This window comes from Streptomyces sp. NPDC051907, assembly GCF_040681075.1.
GTDB lineage: Bacteria > Actinomycetota > Actinomycetes > Streptomycetales > Streptomycetaceae > Streptomyces.
In genome coordinates, this window is record NZ_JBFAYB010000006.1 from 71,790 (window position 1) to 89,259 (window position 17,470).

Annotated in this window: 18 protein-coding genes and 1 pseudogene; 2 read left to right on the forward strand and 17 right to left on the reverse strand. The window is 71.2% G+C overall.

Features of this window, described 5'->3' with window-relative positions; translation table 11 throughout:
• Nucleotides 1–27 precede the first annotated feature (27 nt).
• From AB0M39_RS06105 to AB0M39_RS06115, 3 genes are all read right to left on the reverse strand, one after another.
• Nucleotides 28–1,302: a cytochrome P450 gene (locus AB0M39_RS06105; protein WP_365360655.1), complete on the reverse strand. Its 1,275-nt coding sequence runs from the start codon at nucleotides 1,300–1,302 to the stop codon at nucleotides 28–30.
• Between the two features lie 10 nt (nucleotides 1,303–1,312).
• Nucleotides 1,313–2,092 (reverse strand): alpha/beta hydrolase, encoded by a 780-nt coding sequence (locus tag AB0M39_RS06110; protein WP_365360657.1) that lies wholly within the window; start codon nucleotides 2,090–2,092, stop codon nucleotides 1,313–1,315.
• Nucleotides 2,093–2,180: 88 nt separating this feature from the next.
• The gene (locus AB0M39_RS06115; RefSeq protein WP_365360659.1) at nucleotides 2,181–2,741 is read right to left on the reverse strand and encodes a hypothetical protein; all 561 of its coding nucleotides are present in this window, start codon (nucleotides 2,739–2,741) and stop codon (nucleotides 2,181–2,183) included.
• A gap of 219 nt (nucleotides 2,742–2,960) precedes the next feature.
• Here AB0M39_RS06115 and AB0M39_RS06120 point away from each other — a divergent pair, with 219 nt between their 5' ends.
• A complete protein-coding gene (locus tag AB0M39_RS06120) occupies nucleotides 2,961–4,151 on the forward strand; it encodes an Ig-like domain-containing protein (protein WP_365360845.1) in 1,191 nt (396 codons plus the stop codon).
• Nucleotides 4,152–4,274: 123 nt separating this feature from the next.
• Complete coding sequence (locus AB0M39_RS06125) at nucleotides 4,275–5,870, forward strand: alpha/beta fold hydrolase (RefSeq protein WP_365360661.1); 1,596 nt, start codon at nucleotides 4,275–4,277, stop codon at nucleotides 5,868–5,870.
• Between the two features lie 107 nt (nucleotides 5,871–5,977).
• Here the strand turns inward: AB0M39_RS06125 and AB0M39_RS06130 are convergent.
• The 14 genes and pseudogenes from AB0M39_RS06130 to AB0M39_RS06195 all read right to left on the reverse strand — a co-directional run.
• Nucleotides 5,978–6,184, reverse strand: a pseudogene (locus AB0M39_RS06130) (amino acid ABC transporter permease); the annotation flags it as partial.
• Nucleotides 6,185–6,308: 124 nt separating this feature from the next.
• On the reverse strand, nucleotides 6,309–6,473 hold the full coding sequence (locus AB0M39_RS06135) for a hypothetical protein (protein WP_365360663.1): 165 nt from the start codon (nucleotides 6,471–6,473) through the stop codon (nucleotides 6,309–6,311).
• A gap of 112 nt (nucleotides 6,474–6,585) precedes the next feature.
• Complete coding sequence (locus tag AB0M39_RS06140; protein ID WP_365360665.1) at nucleotides 6,586–7,038, reverse strand: DUF6278 family protein; 453 nt, start codon at nucleotides 7,036–7,038, stop codon at nucleotides 6,586–6,588.
• Between the two features lie 58 nt (nucleotides 7,039–7,096).
• Complete coding sequence (locus tag AB0M39_RS06145; RefSeq protein WP_365360667.1) at nucleotides 7,097–7,876, reverse strand: exodeoxyribonuclease III; 780 nt, start codon at nucleotides 7,874–7,876, stop codon at nucleotides 7,097–7,099.
• Between the two features lie 69 nt (nucleotides 7,877–7,945).
• The gene (locus tag AB0M39_RS06150) at nucleotides 7,946–8,578 is read right to left on the reverse strand and encodes an MBL fold metallo-hydrolase (RefSeq protein WP_365360669.1); all 633 of its coding nucleotides are present in this window, start codon (nucleotides 8,576–8,578) and stop codon (nucleotides 7,946–7,948) included.
• Nucleotides 8,579–8,590: 12 nt separating this feature from the next.
• Nucleotides 8,591–9,892, reverse strand: coding sequence for a 4-carboxymuconolactone decarboxylase (gene pcaC, locus AB0M39_RS06155; RefSeq protein WP_365360671.1), 1,302 nt, complete (start codon nucleotides 9,890–9,892; stop codon nucleotides 8,591–8,593).
• 37 nt (nucleotides 9,893–9,929) lie between these two features.
• Entirely contained in the window at nucleotides 9,930–10,508 is a 579-nt protein-coding gene (locus AB0M39_RS06160) for a hypothetical protein (RefSeq protein ID WP_365360673.1), read from the reverse strand.
• On the reverse strand, nucleotides 10,505–11,671 hold the full coding sequence (locus AB0M39_RS06165) for an ROK family glucokinase (protein ID WP_365360676.1): 1,167 nt from the start codon (nucleotides 11,669–11,671) through the stop codon (nucleotides 10,505–10,507). The genes AB0M39_RS06160 and AB0M39_RS06165 overlap by 4 nt, the downstream gene beginning before the upstream one ends.
• A gap of 216 nt (nucleotides 11,672–11,887) precedes the next feature.
• Nucleotides 11,888–12,169 carry a YkvA family protein gene (locus AB0M39_RS06170; RefSeq protein ID WP_365360847.1) on the reverse strand — a complete coding sequence of 94 codons (282 nt, stop codon included), beginning with the start codon at nucleotides 12,167–12,169 and terminating at the stop codon, nucleotides 11,888–11,890.
• Nucleotides 12,170–12,328: 159 nt separating this feature from the next.
• Nucleotides 12,329–13,204 carry an ATP-binding cassette domain-containing protein gene (locus AB0M39_RS06175; protein ID WP_365360678.1) on the reverse strand — a complete coding sequence of 292 codons (876 nt, stop codon included), beginning with the start codon at nucleotides 13,202–13,204 and terminating at the stop codon, nucleotides 12,329–12,331.
• A complete protein-coding gene (locus tag AB0M39_RS06180; protein ID WP_365360680.1) occupies nucleotides 13,201–14,253 on the reverse strand; it encodes an ABC transporter permease in 1,053 nt (350 codons plus the stop codon). Before AB0M39_RS06180 ends, AB0M39_RS06175 begins: the two co-directional genes overlap by 4 nt.
• Nucleotides 14,250–15,263, reverse strand: a complete 1,014-nt coding sequence (locus AB0M39_RS06185; RefSeq protein WP_365360682.1) for a sugar ABC transporter substrate-binding protein — start codon at nucleotides 15,261–15,263, stop codon at nucleotides 14,250–14,252. Before AB0M39_RS06185 ends, AB0M39_RS06180 begins: the two co-directional genes overlap by 4 nt.
• 146 nt (nucleotides 15,264–15,409) lie before the next feature.
• Entirely contained in the window at nucleotides 15,410–16,408 is a 999-nt protein-coding gene (locus AB0M39_RS06190; RefSeq protein WP_365360684.1) for a sugar ABC transporter substrate-binding protein, read from the reverse strand.
• 255 nt (nucleotides 16,409–16,663) lie between these two features.
• A complete protein-coding gene (locus AB0M39_RS06195) occupies nucleotides 16,664–17,383 on the reverse strand; it encodes a GntR family transcriptional regulator (protein WP_365360849.1) in 720 nt (239 codons plus the stop codon).
• Nucleotides 17,384–17,470 lie beyond the last annotated feature (87 nt).

Below are 17,470 nucleotides of genomic sequence, written 5' to 3' on the forward strand. Positions count from 1 at the left end.
CGCGCTCGGCCCGCCAGACCCCGGGCGCTAGGCCGCGGTGAGCGGAAGCGCCTTGATCCCGTTGATGAAGTTGGACACGAGCCGGCGCGGCGGTCCCGCGCTCACGGTCGCCGGCAGCACGTCGAGCGCCTCCTCGTGCAGCACCCGCAGCTGCAGCCGGGCGAAGTGCGCGCCAAGGCAGACGTGCGGTCCGTCCCCGAAGGAGACGTGCGGGTTCGGGGAGCGGGAGAGGTCGAGGCCCTGCGGCGCGTCGAAGACCCGTTCGTCGTAGTTGGCGGAGGCGTGGAAGACGACGACCTTCTCCCCCGCCCGGATCCGCTCTCCGGCCAGAGTCGTATCCCGCCTCGCCGTGCGCCGGAAGCTGAGCACGGGCGGATGGCACCGCAGCAACTCCTCCACGGCCCGGCCCAGGTCCGCCTCCCCCGCCCGCAGCGCGCGCTGCGCGTCCGGGTGCTCGGCCAGCGCGAGGAAGCCGCCGGGGGCGGCGCTGCGCACGGTGTCGTTGCCGGCGACCGTGAGCAGGAAGAAGAACATCTCCAGCTCGGCGTCCAGGAGCTCGGAGTGCGCGAGCGAGGTCATGACGTCGTCGGCGGGCCGGCGCCGCTTGTAGGCGGCGAGCTGACGGGCGTACGCGAACATCTCCTCCAGCATCGCCGGCGAGCGGGGGTTGACGGGCCGGCCGTCGGCCGCGAGCTCGGTCGGCTCGTCCGGGTCCTGGTACGCGATGACCCGCTCGGTCCACTTCAGCAGCAGCGCCCGGTCGGACTCGGGCACTCCGAGCAGGTCGGACAGGTTGAGCAGGGCGTAGTCGTCGGTGACGGCCGCGACCATGTCGAAGACGGGCCCCGACGCGCGCGCCTCGGTCAGCAGCCGGCGGGCGCGCCTGCGTGCGCCGTCGGCGAAGCGGTCGACGCGGGCGGGCGTGAAGGCCCGGCTGACCAGCCGCCGCAGCCGGCTGTGGTCCGAGGGCGACTGGCCCGCGAAGCGAGGCGAGGGGTCCTGGTTGAGCATCATGCGCCGGATGAAAGGCAGATCGGCCGGATCGGGGTCGCGGATCTGGGTGGCCCCGAGATGGGAGGAGTACGTCTGGGAGTCCTTGAGCACGCGGACGACGTCGGCGTGCCGGGTGATCGCCCAGAAGCCCGGGCCGGCGGGCCAGCCCAGGACTTCGTACTCCTCCTGCCAGGCCGCCGGGCGGCTCTCGCGCAGCTCGCGGAAGGCGTCGTGCGGCAGCCCTCGGGCGTAGATCCGCGGGTCGAAGACGTCGGGCACGTCGTCGCTGGGGCGGTGCGCAGCGGTCATGCGTGCACTCTTACCCCGTGTCGTCCGCCCTCAGGAAGTCCTCGACCGTGCGGATCAGCTGGAGCGGCGTCTCGTCCATCGCGTGGTGTCCGGCGCACTCCAGCTCGACCAGCTCGCCGCGGGAGTAGGTGCGCAGCCACGTGGTGCGCATGAAGTCCGCGCTGATGGCCTTGTCGAGCGCCCCGGTCACCGCGAGCGCCGGGGTGGGCGATCCGGCCACCTCGGCCTGGAAGTCCTCGCCGGCCCAGGAGTCGAGCCAGGCGCGGAAGGCCCTGGGGTCGCTGCGGGAGAGCGAGCGGTCGACCATGCGGTCCAGCCACGCGGCAGGTCGCACGGAGCCGGTGGTGTAGTCGATGATGGCGCGCCGGTTGGCGGGCTTCTCGGCCGCGCAGGCGAACACCTCCCACTGCTCCGGCGGCATCTTCAGGCCGCTCGGGGGCACCGGGGAGATGCCGGCCAGGCGGCGCACCCGGCCGGGGGCCGCGGCGAGGACGCGTTGGGCGACGGATGCGCCCATGGAGTGCCCGACGAGCGAGAACGAGTCCCAGCCGAGGCGGTCGGCGAGCGCGAGGACGTCGCCGGCGCCTTCGCTCGTGGTGTACGAGCCGGGCAGGTCGCGGGCCTCGCCATAGCCGCGCAGATCGACGAAGAGGTAGGTGAAGTGCTCCCGGTCGAGGTCCGGCAGCACGGTGGCGTAGTCGGCGCGGTCGGCGAGCCAGCCGTGCACGGCGATGATCCGGTGGGGGCCGGATCCGTGCAGTGAATGGGGCAGGAGGAGGGGGGCGGCCACTGCTTCTCCGATCGGCGGCGGAGGCGTAGGGCACCACGGTGATGTCAACTCCCCCGCCGGGCAAGGCCGGTGGGGGGCCGCCGGATGCCTACTGGCCTGTTTCGTGCGCTGCCGCGAGCCCTACCGGCGCGTACGCGCGCACCGCCCCGATCATTTCGGCCGGATCCAGATCGAAGACCGCTGTCTCGAAACAGAGCCCCTCGGCGCGCGCGGGGCGGTGCAGGGTGTCGGCGAGCCTGCGGTAGGCGGCGCGCGGCCGGCAGGTGCACGGGAGCCCGCCGACGGGCGCCCGGCAGTCGACGAGGACGTAGCGCGGCTGATCCTCGTCGGGGGCGAGGGAGACGGCTGAGATCTGGGACCAGGGCACGCATCTGGCCGGCCAGGCCGGCAGCCGTACGGTCAGGCCGTCCGCGTCGACGGTGACGCTCAGGGGCCGCACCAGATGGGCGGCGGAGCTCACCGCGATGACGGCGAGGGGCACGCCGAGCACCGACATGGCGATGCCGCCCGCCGTGCCGTTGGGCCCCTCGACGATCGAGGCGACGGCGACCGCCCACACGACCAGGAGCACGATCGCGGCGACGGGCGCCCATTCCACCTGGCGGCGCAGCCGCAGTCGCAGCGTCCGGCTTCCGTTCCCCGTGTCCACACCGCGAGCCTGCCCTCCGCCGGCGCAGAACGCCAGAGGGCTGCGACGACCTTTCCACGGGACCAAAGGCCCTGCCCAAGGGACCAAGGGCCCTTTCCACTGCGTTCCTCGTCACACAGGAGTTACTGGGAAATCAGGATCTTTTGGCAACCGGCGGCCGCTCTGCGGGCTCTCTAACGGCAGACAGTGCTCACACCGGAGGTTTTCCCGTTGACCCGCATACGCCCGCGCACCCCGCTCAGCCGTCGCCCGGTCCGTCACGCCGCGATAGCCGGCGCCGCGGTGCTCGCCATGGCGCTCACCGCGTGCTCCGGCGGGGGCGGCGCCGACTCTGACGCCGGCCAGGGCGGCGGCAAGAAGCAGACGTCCATCTCGGTCAACCTCACGGGCGCCAAGGCCAAGCCGGGCGAGCCGGTCAAGGTGACCCTCGCCGCGGGCAAGCTCGCCTCGGTCAAGGTCACCGACTCCAAGGGCGGAAGCCTTCAGGGCGAGATCGCCGCGGACGGCAAGAGCTGGACCTCGGCCCGCAAGGCCGCGCCCGGCACCGCGTACAGCGTGGAGGCCAAGGACGCGGACGGCGGCAGCGCTGCCGCGGAGTTCACCACCGTCGCCGCGGACAAGGTCAACAAGCTGACCCTCGCGCCGGGGAAGAACACCACGGTCGGCATCGCCCAGCCGCTGTCGATCGTCTTCGACCACCCGGTGAAGAACAAGGCCGAGGTGGAGAAGAACCTCAAGGTGACGACCTCGAACAACACCGAGGGCTCCTGGGGCTGGATGCAGGACTGGTCGGGCAAGGACCGGGCCGACTGGCGGCCCAAGGAGTACTGGAAGCCGGACACCAAGGTCACGCTGGACGCCGGGCTGAACGGCGTCGACTCGGGCGCGGGCGGCGGCTGGTTCGTACGCGACTACTCCACGCAGTTCACGATCGGGCGCAGCCAGGTGGTCGAGGTCGACCTCGACAACCACCGGCTGAAGCTGCTCCGCGACGGCCAGCAGGTCAAGGACGTGCCGATGTCGGCGGGCACGCCGGGCGGCGAGAAGGCCTCCTGGCGCGGCAAGGCCGTGCTGATGTCGAAGGAGGGCACCATCAACATGCGCTCCGAGACGGTGGGCCTGGGCGACGCCTACGACAAGATGGTCGACTCCTCGATGCGGCTGACCTGGTCCGGGATGTACGCGCACGCCGCGCCCTGGAACTCGGCGTACTTCGGCAGCGCCAACAAGTCCTCCGGCTGCATCGGCATGAGCGACGCCGACGCCAAGTGGGTCTACGAGACGGTTCAGGTCGGCGACCCCTTCGAGATCGAGGGCGGCGACGCCAAGGGCACGCAGGCCCTCAACAACGGCTATGGCGAGTGGAATCTGAGCTGGACCCAGTGGCAGGCGAAGAGCGCGCTGCGCTGAGCCGCTGCTGACGCGGCGTCCAATTTCGTTACCCTCACGTAACTTACCGGGGAGTTACCACGAGTAAGTCCCTGCGGTTACCGTCGGGTCACTTTGGTGTGACTCGAGTGAGGAGTGTGACCCGTGGGACAGTCGCGCAACGTTCTGCGCACGACCGCGATCGGCGCCGTCTCGGCCGCGCTTCTCGCCGGACCGGCCGTCGGAGCAGCCCCCGCCGCCCCGACGGCCGCACCCGGGACCCAGGCAGCGCAGGCCGCCGCGGGCGTGCGGTTCGTCGACATCGAGGGCGACGGCGGCACCGTGCTCAAGGCCAACGTCGTCACCCCGGCCGGCTGGGACGGCCGACGCACGTACCCCGTGATCGTGCTGCCCACCAGCTGGGCCATGCCGCAGATCGAGTACGTCGCCCAGGCCAGGAAGCTCGCCGACGCCGGCTATGTGGTGGTCAGCTACAACTCCCGCGGCTTCTGGCAGTCCGGCGGCCGCATCGAGGTGGCCGGCCCGCCCGACGTCGCGGACGCCTCCAAGGTGATCGACTGGGCGCTCGCCAACACGCCCGCCGACCCGGACAGGGTCGGCATGGCCGGCGTCTCCTACGGCGCGGGCATCAGCCTGCTGGCCGCCGCCCACGACAAGCGGATCAAGGCCGTGGCCGCGCTCAGCGGCTGGGGCGACCTCATCGAGTCCATCTACAGCGGCCGCACCCAGCATCTGCAGGCCGCCCTGATGCTCAGCGGGGCCGGCTATCTCACCGGCCGGCCCAGCGCCGAACTCCAGGAGGTCATGGGCGACTTCCTCGGCTCCAACCTCGCCAAGGAGCAGCAGATGATCGACTGGGGGCGAAAGCGCTCCCCCGCGACCTATCTGGACCAGATCAACGCCAACGGCGCGGCGATCATGCTCGGCAACGCCTGGGGCGACTCGCTCTTCCCGCCCAACCAGTACGCCGCCTTCTACGAGAAGCTCACCGGCCCCAAGCGCCTGGAGTTCCGTCCCGGCGACCACGCCACCGCGGAGGGAAGCGGACTGCTCGGCCTGCCCAACGACACCTGGACCAGCGCCCACCGCTGGTTCGACCATCATCTCAAAGGCCTCGACAACGGCGTCGACCGCGAGCAGCCGGTCCGCCTCAAGTCCCGCTCCAGCGGCGGCTACGAGTCCTACCCCGACTGGAAGTCGGTGGCCGCGGCCGAGCGGAAGATCGAGCTCGGCGGGACCAAGAGGATCCGGGCGAACATCGACTCGGGGGCCAACGGCGGGATCATCTTCCTCTCCAGCGTCCTGGACCAGTTCGCCAAGCTGCCCCCGATGGCCTCGATACCCCTGCTGCCGCGCTCCTTCGCCGCCGTGTGGCAGTCCGAGCGGTACGGCTCCGCGCAGCAGGTGCGCGGCACGGCGAGGCTGCACACCACGGTCACCAGCACCAAGACGAGCGGCACCCTCGTCGCGTACCTCTACGACGTGGGCCCGCTCGGCCTCGGCAAGCTGGTCGGCAACGCGCCGTACACCTTCCACGACAAGACGCCCGGCCAGCCGTTCGCCGTCGACCTGGAGCTCTTCTCCACGGCCTACGACGTACCGGCCGGCCACCGCCTCGCGGTGGTCGTCGACACCGTCGACCCGCTCTATATCGAGCACAACCCGACCGGCGCGCAGCTGACCTTCTCCTCGTCCGCAGCCGACCCGTCGTATCTGTCGGTCCCGCTGCGCGAGAAGTGATCACCGGCTGCCGCCGGGCGGGCACTGCCCCTCAGCTGCTGCTCTTCCCCTGCGCCCTGGCGGGCGCGGGCGGGAGCCCCCTTACGGCTTGGGGCCGGCGGGGGGACCCCGCACGGCAGCAGCGTCCCTGGTTCGGCAGCGGAGACGTCCGCTGCCTCTGTCGAGATCGGCGAGATCACCATCACCACAGGGATGAACGGCAAATCGTAGTCGAGATTCGACGCGATGAGCTTGCCCGCGTGGAGGAACTCCTCATAGGCGATCGGACAGCAGAGCGAGGCGCCCTTCAGGGCGAGGGCCAACTGGCCGACGAGGACCGCCGGCTCGGCACGGACCCCTGGGGGCGCCAGGACGCGCGGCATGAGCCCCTCGCCCAGCCCCGTCGGCAGCAGCTCCTGAATTCCCGTGCACACGAAGGGTGTCCACTGGGCGCCCCCGTCAGTGCTTGAGGATCGTGGCCGGGAACGCGGGCGCCTGGTCGGCGAAGGGGTGGTGAGGGTCGTGGGGGTCGAAGGACTGGAAGACCATGCAGGCGTCCGCGCGGAGCCCGGCCAGGGCGTACGCGGTGACGTCTCGCAGCTCGATCAACGGATCGACGGCCATACGCTGCCCTACCCACTCTCAGCGGTGTCGAGGTCAGCGCAAACTATCCAGCCCGCCAAGGGACTTCGCACCCGACACGCATAAGGAGGGCATAAGCCGTATTAATGAGCGCTCACGCCTCCGCGGCCTCCGCGTACACCTGGGAGAGCTCCGGCGCTCCGTTCACCGCCCACTCCAGACCCGCCTCGACCACGCTGATCTCACGGCCCGAGGCGAGCCGCACCACAGGGTGACCGCCCGGCCAGATGTGCCAGACCGCCCCCTGGACCGTCCGGACGATCACCGTGCCGAGGTAGAGGCCCGCGTCGTTGCCCAGCCAGGGCAGCTCCTCCGGGTCGTCCCGCCAGCGCGGCGGCAGCTGGTCCAGTGCGGTCAACGAGGCCGGAGAGTCGTCCAGTTCCAGCCCCGCCTCCTCCGCTCGGACGCGCAGCAGCTCGCACTCGGAGAGCAGCTCGGCCACTCCCGCCGCCCGTGCCGGGTCGTTCAAATCGGCTGCGGCACGGTGGTCCTGGTCCTGTTCACCGCCGTGCCGTTTGAGCCAGCCGTCCAAGAAAGGGATGTTCATACTGCTCACCCTCGCATCCCTGCGACCGCGCGCACCACTGGGCGCGCGTCAACAAACCTCAGATGTCGAGATCTACAACAACCGGCGCGTGGTCCGAGGCGCCCTTGCCCTTGCGCTCCTCCCGGTCGACATAGCTGTCCTTGACGGCCTCGGCGAACGGCTCGTTGCCGTACACCAGGTCGATGCGCATGCCCCGGTTCTTGGGGAAGCACAGCTGGCGGTAGTCCCAGTACGTGAAGGGGCGGTCGTACTTCAGAGGGCGCGGCACCACGTCGCTGAGCCCGGCGTCGCGCAGCGCCTGGAGCGCCTCCCGCTCCGCCGGGGTCACATGGGTCATCCCCTCGAAGAACGACGGGTCCCACACATCGTCGTCGGTCGGCGCGATGTTGAAGTCCCCCATGACGGCGAACGGCCGCGCGCCCGCCGCGTCCTCGGCGACGGCCGTGCGCAGCGCCTCGAGCCAGCGCAGCTTGTAGGCGTAGTGCTCGTGGGCGACCTCGCGGCCGTTGGGCACGTACACCGACCAGACGCGGGCCGGGCCGCAGGTCGCGGAGATCGCGCGCGGCTCCTGGGCCGTCTCGTAGTCCGGGCCGCCGGGCAGTCCCTTGACCACGTCGGTCAGGCCGACGCGGGAGATCAGGGCCACGCCGTTCCACCGGCCGGTGGCGTGGACCTCCGAGGCGTATCCGAGCTCGCGCAGCTCCTCGGCGGGGAACTGCTCCTCGGTGCACTTGGTCTCCTGGATGCACAGCACGTCCGTGCCGGTGCTCTCCAGCCAGGCCAGCAGCCGGGGCAGCCGAGCGGTGATCGAGTTGACGTTCCAGGTGGCGATGCGCATGTCGGACAGCCTAGCCGGGGGGTCTGACAGTCACCGGATCCACCGTGGCGGCCCCTGTGCGGGCGGCGCTCAGAGCTCCGTCGACTCCCCGGGCGCGAGCCGGGTGTGGTCGGCGCCGCCGAGATTGCCGACGTGCCGGTCGTAGATGGGCCGGGCGAGGTCCGCGAGCAGGGCGTCGTGGACGTCGAAGGCGCGCCGCGGCTTGACCTCGCGCACATAGTCGATCACCTCGGAGATCTTGCTCCAGGGCGCGTGCAGGGGCAGCATCAGGGTCTCGACGGGGTGCTCGGGCACGGTGAACGCGTCGCCGGGGTGGAAGAGCGAACCGTCCAGCAGATATCCGACGTTGGTGATCCGCGGGATGTCCGGGTGGATCACCGCGTGCAGCTCGCCATGGACCTGGACGTCGAAGCCGGCCGCGGTGAAGGCGTCGCCGTGGCCGACCGTGTGGACGCGGCCCGGGAACGCCGCCGAGAGCTGCTCGGCGACGCTCCTAAGGGTCCAGATCTCCGCGCCGGGGCCGGCCTCCAGGGCGGCCCGCAGCCGGCCCTCGTCGAAGTGGTCGGGGTGCTCGTGCGTGACCAGGACGGCGTCCGCGCCGACCGCGGCGTCCTCCTCGCTGAAGTTGCCGGGGTCGACGACGAGCGTGCGCCCGTCCTTCTCGAGCCGGATGCAGGCGTGCCGCTTCTTCGTGAGCCTCATGACCCCATCCTGCTACGGCTTGGGGGTCGTCTCCTCCTGGATCACGGCCTGGGCGACCTTGAAGGCGGCGTTCGCCGCGGGGACCCCGCAGTAGACGGCCGCGTGGATCAGCACTTCCTTGATCTCGGCGGGGGTGAGCCCGTTGCGCAGCGCGGCGCGGGTGTGGAAGGCCAGCTCGTCCAGGTGCCCGCCCGCGACCAGCGCGGTGAGCGTCACACAGCTGCGGGTGCGTCTGTCCAGGCCCTCGCGGGTCCACACCTCGCCCCAGGCGTAGCGGGTGATCAGCTCCTGGAAGTCGCCGGTGAAGTCGTCGGCGGCGGCCGTCGCCGAGTCCACGTGCGCGTCGCCGAGCACCTCCCGGCGGACCTTCATCCCGGCGTCGTACGGATCGGGGCGCACGGCGTGCGGCGGCTGGTGCTGCTCGGACGCGGGGGCGATCTCGGCGACGGGTCCCGCGGGCGCGCAGGCCGCGGGCATCGCCTGCGCGGCCGGGATGGCCGCGAGGCCGGTCGTGGAGTCGGCGGCGGGCTGCCAGGCGGACGAGAAGTGGTGCGCCAACAGGTCCGTGACGGCGGCGGGCTGCTCGACGGGCGCCAGATGGGAGGCGCCGGGCACCAGCGCGAGCCGGGCGTCCGGTATCCCCGCGACCAGGGTGCGGGCCTCGGCGGGGCCGGTGACCTGGTCCTCGGAGCCGACCAGGACCAGTGTGGGCACGCCGACCCGGCCGAGCTCGGCGCGCACGTCGAAGGCCGCGAGGGCCTCGCAGGCGGCGATGTAGCAGCCGGGGTCGGTGGTGCGCACCATCTGGACGGCCCACTCGACGATCGCGGGCTGGGCCGCGGCGAAGCCGTGGGTGAACCAGCGCTCGGGCGCGCTGCGGGCGATCGGGTCCAGTCCGTTGGTGCGGACGACCACCCCGCGCTGGCGGAACTCGTCGGCGGTGCCGAACCGGGGCGAGGCGGCCACCAGCGCCAGCGAGGCGACGCGGTGCGGCTGGCGCAGCGCCAGCTCGATGCCGACGGCGCCGCCTATGGAGCAGCCGGCGTATCCGAAGCGCGCCACGCCCAGGCCGTCGAGGGTGGCGAGCAGCCGGTCGGCGAGCTCGGCGACCGAGGCGACCGGATGCGCGGGGGCGCCTCCGTGGCCCGGCAGGTCGAACCTGATCACCCGCCACTGGCGGGACAGCTCGGCGATCTGGCGGTCCCACATATGCCAGGTCGTACCGAGGGAGGGGCCGAGGATGAGCACCGGGGCTTCGTCCGGGCCGTCGATCCGGTACTGCAGGGTCTTCGGGGGCGTCTGCGTCTGACTCACCCGCTCCACGGTAGTGAACGGAATGACAGCCTCCGGGTCAGGGGGTCGCAGTTGAGACGACATACACCCACGGCCGGTCCGGTTCGGTCATATCTGTCGTGATGTCCTGCGAGGGCCGTGGGTCCTTCTGCTTGTGCGTGAGCCCCGCCCAGGCACGTCCTTCCAGGCCGAAGTTCCAGCCGACCGTCTCGGCGTCGCGGTCGCCGATGGTGACGGCGCCGTCCTCGAGGTCCGCGCGGCTCTTGCCCACGCCCTTGAGGAACGCGTCGAGGCCGGCGGGCGAGGTGCGGAACTGCACATAGAGCCGGCTGGTCTTCCAGTTGCTCGTCTCGTAGTAGGCGACCCGCCTGGACCCCTCGGGGATCGGCACCTCGAAGACGCGGCGCTTCATCAGCGACGGCCAGGTGTCCCGCAGGCCGGTGGAGGAGGACTCCGCCTCCTTGTCCCGGCCGCTGTCCCGGCTCTGCTCGGCGGAGATCACCAGATAGCCGGCCGGGACCCCGACGAGCAGCACGATGGTGATCGCCGTGAGCCAGCGGCGGAAGATCATGTGCCGCCGGCTCTCGATCGGGGCGACGCTCTCGTCGGGCGGTGTGGACTGTCGGGGCACGGTCATGAGGGCGGTTCCTGGGCGGTGCGGGACGTACTGGAGCTGCGGATGGCCTGCGCGTAGCGCTCGTAGCGCTCATGGCGCTCCACCCGCCGCCGGTTCGCCCGGCGGAAGCGGCGCGCCACGAGGCGGGCCAGGTCCGCGGCGCCGACCATACCCGCCTCCGGGCCGAGCTGGGCCTTGGCGATGCGTGCCTCGGGCCGGTAGCCGCGGCCGGTCAGATGGCGGCGGAAGGCGTCCCTGGCGGGGCCGATGAGCAGATCGTCGGCGGCGCTGACGCCGCCGCCGATGACGAAGCAGGAGGGGTCGAGGGCGGCGGCGAGGTTGGCGATGCCGACGCCGAGCCACTGGCCGATGTCCTGGAGCAGCTCGACGCACATGGCGTCGCCCTCGCGGGCGAGCTCGGTGATCAGCGGTCCGGTGATCTCGGGGATGTTGCCGCCGACGCGCTCGATCAGGCCGTGCGCGACCGGGGAGTCGGCGGCGGCGAGCTCGCGGGCCTCGCGCACCAGCGCGTTGCCGGAGCTGTACTGCTCCCAGCAGCCGCGGTTGCCGCACGGGCAGCGGTGCCCGCCGGGCACGACCTGCATATGGCCGAACTCGCCGGCGACTCCGTACTTGCCCCGCTTGACCTGGCCGTCCTCCAGGATCGCGCCGCCGATGCCGGTGCCGAGCGTGATCATGACGAGGTGGTCCTCGCCGCGTCCGGCGCCGAAGCGCCACTCGGCCCAGGCGGCGGTGTTGGCGTCGTTGTCGACCAGCACGGGGACGGCGAGGCGGGCGGAGAGCGCGTCGCGCAGCGGCTCGTTGCGCCAGGCCAGGTGGGGTGCGAAGAGGACCTTGGAGCGGTGGGCGTCGACCCAGCCGGCCGCGCCGATGCCCACGGCGTGCACATCGTGCCGGTCGGAGAGGTCGAGGACCAGCTCGCAGATGGTGTCCTCGACGACCTTGGGGCTCTTGGACTTGTCCGGCGTCTCGGTGCGGACCTTCTCCAGGATCACGCCGTCGGCGTCGACGACGCCCGCCATCACCTTCGTGCCGCCGATGTCGATGCCGACGGTGGGTACGCGCGGCGCGGTCAGATGCGAGCGCCGCTCGCGGGTGCCGACGGTCCGAAGGACGGTGGCGCGGGAGGAGCCCCGGTTGGCGAAGTCTCGGTACGTGCTCATGTCCCCTGCGGGGTCGGCGGGCGGTCGGCGGTCTGGAGGCCGATTCTGCCATCCGTGGGCGCCGGACGCGGCCTCGCCCGCCGGGGCCCGGGCGATCCGGGCCACCGAGGCGCTGGGCCGCCGGGGCCCGGCCGGCCGGCGTCCTCAGGGGCGCCGCGCCTGGAGCGCGGCCCATGAGGACGCCGGTCTGAGGGGCTCAGCCTGGGCGAACGTCCCTCACGGCGGGGCGCTGCGGCCGGGCCGGTCGGCGACGGCGGTGTGCAGCGCCCGCAGGGCGACCAGGAGCACACCGATGTCGTCGAGGTAGACGGGGTCCGGAACCAGGTCGACCGGGGAGACCGTGTAGAGCACCGCGGCCCAGAACAGGGCCTTGGAGCGCAGGGGCACACCGGCGTCCATCAGCAGCTGTCGCGCCCGGAACACCCGTACGAGCAGCACGGCCGCGTACACCGCCGCCGCCACGGCGAGTGCCACGGCAGCGACGAGCCAGAAGGTCATGTCCTCCATGTCGCGCTCCTCCCGGCTCGGCCTTCCCTGCCCCTGTTGTACCCCGTCGGGCCCGATCCGTGCCCGTCCGGCAGGAGTCGCCTCGCTGGAGGCGGCGCCGCGGAAGCCGGACGGGCGCCCCCGCGGCGATCACGGTGGGGCCGCCCGGGCCTAGGCGTCCCCAGAGCCCTCCGGGCCCTCGCCCGCGTCCTTGGAGGCCACCGGCGAGGCAGCGGCGCCCTTGGGGGCGCCTTCGCCGAGGTGGGCCGGGGCGGGCGCGCGCTCCAGCTCGTGGCGCAGGTCGTCCAGCTCGCTGCCCCCGGCCATCTGCCGTGTCAGCTCGTCCAGGGTGACCGAGTCCTTGGTGTGGCTCGCCGACATCGTTCCGCGCTTGAGGAGCACGAAGCGGTCGCCGACCAGATACGCGTGGTGGGGGTTGTGCGTGATCAGCACCACGCCCAGTCCGGCGTCGCGCGCCGCCGCCACGTACTTCAGGACGACCCCGGACTGCTTCACGCCGAGCGCCGCGGTCGGCTCGTCGAGCACCAGGACCTTCGCGCCGAAGTAGACGGCCCGGGCGATGGCCACGCACTGGCGCTCGCCGCCCGAGAGCGTGCCGATGGGCTGGTCGACGTCGCGCAGGTCGATGCCCATGCGCAGCAGCTCGGACCGGGTGGTCTCGCGCATCGTGTCGACGTCGAGGCGCTTGAAGGGGCCCGCGCCCTTGGTCGGCTCGGAGCCGAGGAAGAAGTTCCGCCAGACCGGCATCAGCGGCACGACGGCCAGGTCCTGGTAGACCGTGGCGATCCCGCGGTCCAGCGCCTCGCGCGGGCTGGCCAGGGTGGTCTGCTCTCCGTCGATGAGGAACGTGCCCGCGTCGTGCTGGTGCAGCCCCGCGATGATCTTGATCAGGGTCGACTTGCCCGCGCCGTTGTCGCCCAGCACACAGGTGATCTCCCCGGCGTGGACCTCGAGCGAGACGCCCTGAAGGGCGCGGATGTTGCCGTAGTACTTACTGACGTCGTCGAGCTCGACGAGAGCCGTCATGAGGTTGCCTCCGCACGCTTGCGGACCCATGCGTTGAGCAGGGTGGCCAGGAGGAGCATCGCTCCGAGGAAGAACTTGAACCAGTCCGGGTTCCACTCCGCGTACACGATGCCCTTGCTGGTCATGCCGAAGATGAACGCGCCGACCGCCGAGCCGATGGCCGATCCGTAGCCGCCGGTGATCAGACAGCCGCCGATGACCGCCGCGATGATGTACGTCAGCTCGTTGCCGACGCCCTCGCCGGACTGCACCACGTCGAACGAGAAGAGCAGGTGCTGCCCGGAGATCCAGGCGGCGAAGGCGACGCCCATGTAGAGGCCGATACGGGTCCGGTCGACCGGCACGCCGACCGCGCGGGCCGCGTCCGCGCCGCCGCCGACCGCGAAGATCCAGTTGCCGAAGCGGGTGCGCAGCAGGATCCAGGTGGCGACGGCGACCAGGACGAACCACCACAGGATGGTGACCTTGAGGGTGACGTCGCCGAGGGTGAGCTCGGAGGCGAAGACCTTCTTGGCGGACTCGAAGCCCTCCATGTCGGCGATGGACTTCGTCGACACGGTGCCGCTGATCAGCTTGGTGAAGCCGAGGTTGAGTCCGGTCAGCATCAGGAACGTGCCCAGCGTGATGATGAAGCTGGGCAGTCTCGTCCGGGTCAGCATCACCCCGTTGAAGACCCCGACGGCGAGCGTGACCAGCAGCGACACCAGGACGCCGACCCAGACGTTGGCCGTCATCTGGTAGCTGAACATCGAGGAGATCAGCGCCGAGCTGGTCACCAGGACGCCCGCCGACAGGTCGAACTCGCCGCCGATCATCAGCAGCGCCACGGGCACGGCCATGATGCCGAGCGTCGAGGCCGCGTACAGCACGGTGGAGAAGCTGGACGCCCGCAGGAACGAGTCCGCGACGATGGAGAAGAAGACGAAGACGGCTGCCGCGCCGACGACCGAGCCCAGCTCGGGCCGGCCCATCAGCTTGCGCAGCGGCGAGACGCGCAGCAGCCGCTCGTCCGTCTTGCCGGGTGTGACAGGTGGTGCGGTCGCGCTCATCGGGTCCCCCGCTCCGTGTATTCCGCGAGCTCGGCGGCGTCCGTTTTGGTGATGATCTGCGGCCCGGTGAGCACGGGCCGCCCGCCGCCGAGCACGTCGGCGTTGTACTTGTAGAGCCACAGCAGGTCCACGGCCTCGTAGCCCTGGAGGTACGGCTGCTGGTCGACGGCGAAGCCGAGCGTCCCGGCCCGCAGGCCGGCGGCGACCTTCTCGTTGAGGTCGAAGGTGTCGACCTCCGCCTCGCTCTCCGCGATCTTCTTGGCCTGCACGGCGGCGTCGGCGAAGGGCGCCCCGAGCGTGACCACGGTGTCGATGGCGGGGTCGGCCTGGAGCTTGGCCTCGATGGACGCCTGGACGTCGGGCATGTTCGTGCCGTCGACGTACAGGTTCTGCAGCTCGCCGTCGAAGGTCTTCTTCGCGCCGGCGCAGCGCTGCTCGTGGCCGACGTTGCCCTGCTCGTGCAGCACGCACAGGGCCTTCTTGCGCCCGCGCTCGTCGAGCTCGTCGCCGACGGCCTCGCCGGCGATCGACTCGTCCTGCCCGATGTGGGTGAGCGCGCCGTACGCCTTGGACTGCTCGGATCCCGAGTTGACGGTGATCACGGGGATGTCCGCGGCCCGGGCCTTGGCGATGACGGCTTTCATCGCGTCCGGCTTGGCGAGGGTGACGATCAGGCCGTCGACCTTCTTGTCGATGGCCGCCTGGACGAGCTGGGCCTGCTGCTGGCCCTCGTCGCTGTGGGAGTACAGGAAGTTGATGTTGTCCTTGACCGCGGCCTGGTCCGCGCCCTTCTGGACGATGTCCCAGAAGGAGTCGCCGTCGCCCGAGTGGGTGACCATCGCGAAGGTCCAGCGGGGGGTGTCGACCGCCGCCTTCCCCGCGGCGGCACGGGCCTTGCGGGCGTCCTCGGCGCGCTTGCCCCCGGTGCTGCTGCATCCCGCGAGGGAGGCTCCGAGTACCGCCGCCAGCACCGCGCCGAGCGCGCGTACCCCTGTCCTTGCCCTAGCCACGACGCCGTGCCCTTCTTGCCGTACTCGCTGCGCTTCTCGGTGCGGCCGGAGGGCTGATCGCGCCCCGGCCGCCCAAGTATCTGTCACAGCAGGTCGGAGGGTGGGCACGGGGTGCTCCGCGTACATCGTCGGGTAGGCGGGGCAGGTCATCGCGTGCCGTCGGCGGTGAGCTTCTCCAGCGCGGGCACGTCCTTCTCGGTGACGAGGGCGGGCCCGGTCAGGATCGGCTTTCCGCCGCCGATGACGTTGAGGTTGGTCTTGTTGAGCCACAGCTCGTCGATGGCGAGGTAGCCCTGGAGGTAGGGCTGCTGGTCGACGGCGAAGCCGATCTCCTTGGCCTTCAGCTGCTTGACCACTTCCTCGTTGAGGTCGAAGGTGTTGACCTCCGCGCTGGAGCCCGCGCCCTGCTTGGCCTTGACGGAGGCGGCGGCGAACGGCGCGCCGAGCGTCACGATGGCGTCGATGTCCTGGCCGCTCTGGAGCTTCGCCTCGATGGAGGAGGTGGACGCGGGCATGTTGGTGCCCTCGACGTTGAGGTTCTCGACGGTCCCCTCGAAGGTCTTCTTCACCCCGTCGCAGCGAGCTTCGAGCGAGACGTTGCCCTGCTCGTGGATGACGCAGAGCGCCTTCTTCTTGCCGCGCTTGTTGAGCTCCTCGCCCACGGCCTCGCCGGCCACCGACTCGTCCTGGCCGATGTGGCTGAGGGCGCCGAGGCCCTTGGAGAACTCGGCGCCGGAGTTGATCGTGACGACGGGTATGCCGGCCGCCACGGCCTTCTTGACGGCGTCCTGGACGGCCTCCGGCTTGGCCAGGGTCACCACGATGCCGTCGACCTTCTGGTCGATGTACGTCTGGATGAGCTGGGCCTGCTCCTTGCCCTCCTTGTTGGCGGCGTAGAGGAACTCGACGTTGTCCTTGCGCGCCGCGACCTTGGCGCCGCTCTGCACGATGTCCCAGAAGGTGTCGCCCTCGCCCGAGTGCGTCACCATCGCGATCTTCATTCTGGGGGTGCCGGCCGCCTCGCCGCCTCCGCCGTCCTTGGAGGGGCTGTCCTTGGCCCCCTTGCCGCCGGAACTGCTGCATCCGGCGACGACGACCAGGGCACATGCGGCGAGCAGCGCTGCTGCCGTGCGGGTGGTTCGCATGGTGGGTCCGCCTTCTCTCCCGGCCGCCCGGTTGCGGCTGGGTGAGTTTCTACGGCGGTCACGGAAGCCCGTCAAGACTTTGTCCGAACATTCTTACGCGGACCATGATCGAAGGGAGGTCCCGGCCCGACCTCCCGCACCCCCTGCGACCTGCGAAGAAGGCGGAGAAGGACGCGGTCGAACCGGCCGCCGCGAAGAGCGTGTGAAGGCCCTGCGGCAGGTCACAACCTGTACGTCGACGCGGTCACGCCGAGGTCACGGCCGGACCAGGAGCTGGAACTCGAAGGCGTACCGCGAGGCTCGATAGACGTGCGAGCCGAACTCGACCGCGCGTCCGGTGTCGTCGAAGGTGGTGCGCTCCATGGTGAGCAGCGGCGCGCCCACCGACTCGGTGAGCAGCTCGGCCTCCGCCTCGGTGGCGGCGCGCGCCCCGACCGACTGGCGGGCGCTGTGCAGGGTGATCCCGGCGGCGCGCATCATCCGGTACAGACCGGTGGCCTCGAGCCGCTCGGTGTCGCAGTCGAAGAGCCCGGCGGGCAGATGGTTGCGCAGATGGGCCATGGGCTCGCCGTGCGCGTACCGCAGCCGTTCGACCAGCTGCACGCTGCTGCCCTCGGGCACGCCGAGGGCCGCCGCGACCTCGGCGGTCGCCGGCTCGAAGGCGTTCCGCAGCACCACGGTCGCAGGGCGCTGACCTGCGGCTTCGAGGTCGTCGTAGAGGCTGCTGAGCTCCAGCGGGCGCTTGACCTGGCTGTGCACGACCTGCGTGCCGACGCCTCTGCGGCGCACCAGGAGGCCCTTGTCGACCAGGGACTGGATGGCCTGGCGGACCGTGGGCCGGGAGAGCCCGAGCCTGCCCGCCAGCTCGATCTCGTTGCCGAGCAGGCTGCCCGGGGTGAGGGTCCCGTTCTCGATGGCCGATTCCAGCTGCTGGGACAGCTGGAAGTAGAGCGGGACCGGACTCGTGCGGTCCACGCTCAGCTGGAGCGACAGGGACGGGTCGGTCACATGTCTCGGCTGCTTGGGCACGGGCAGAGCGTAGTCGCAGCGAATGTTGACGGG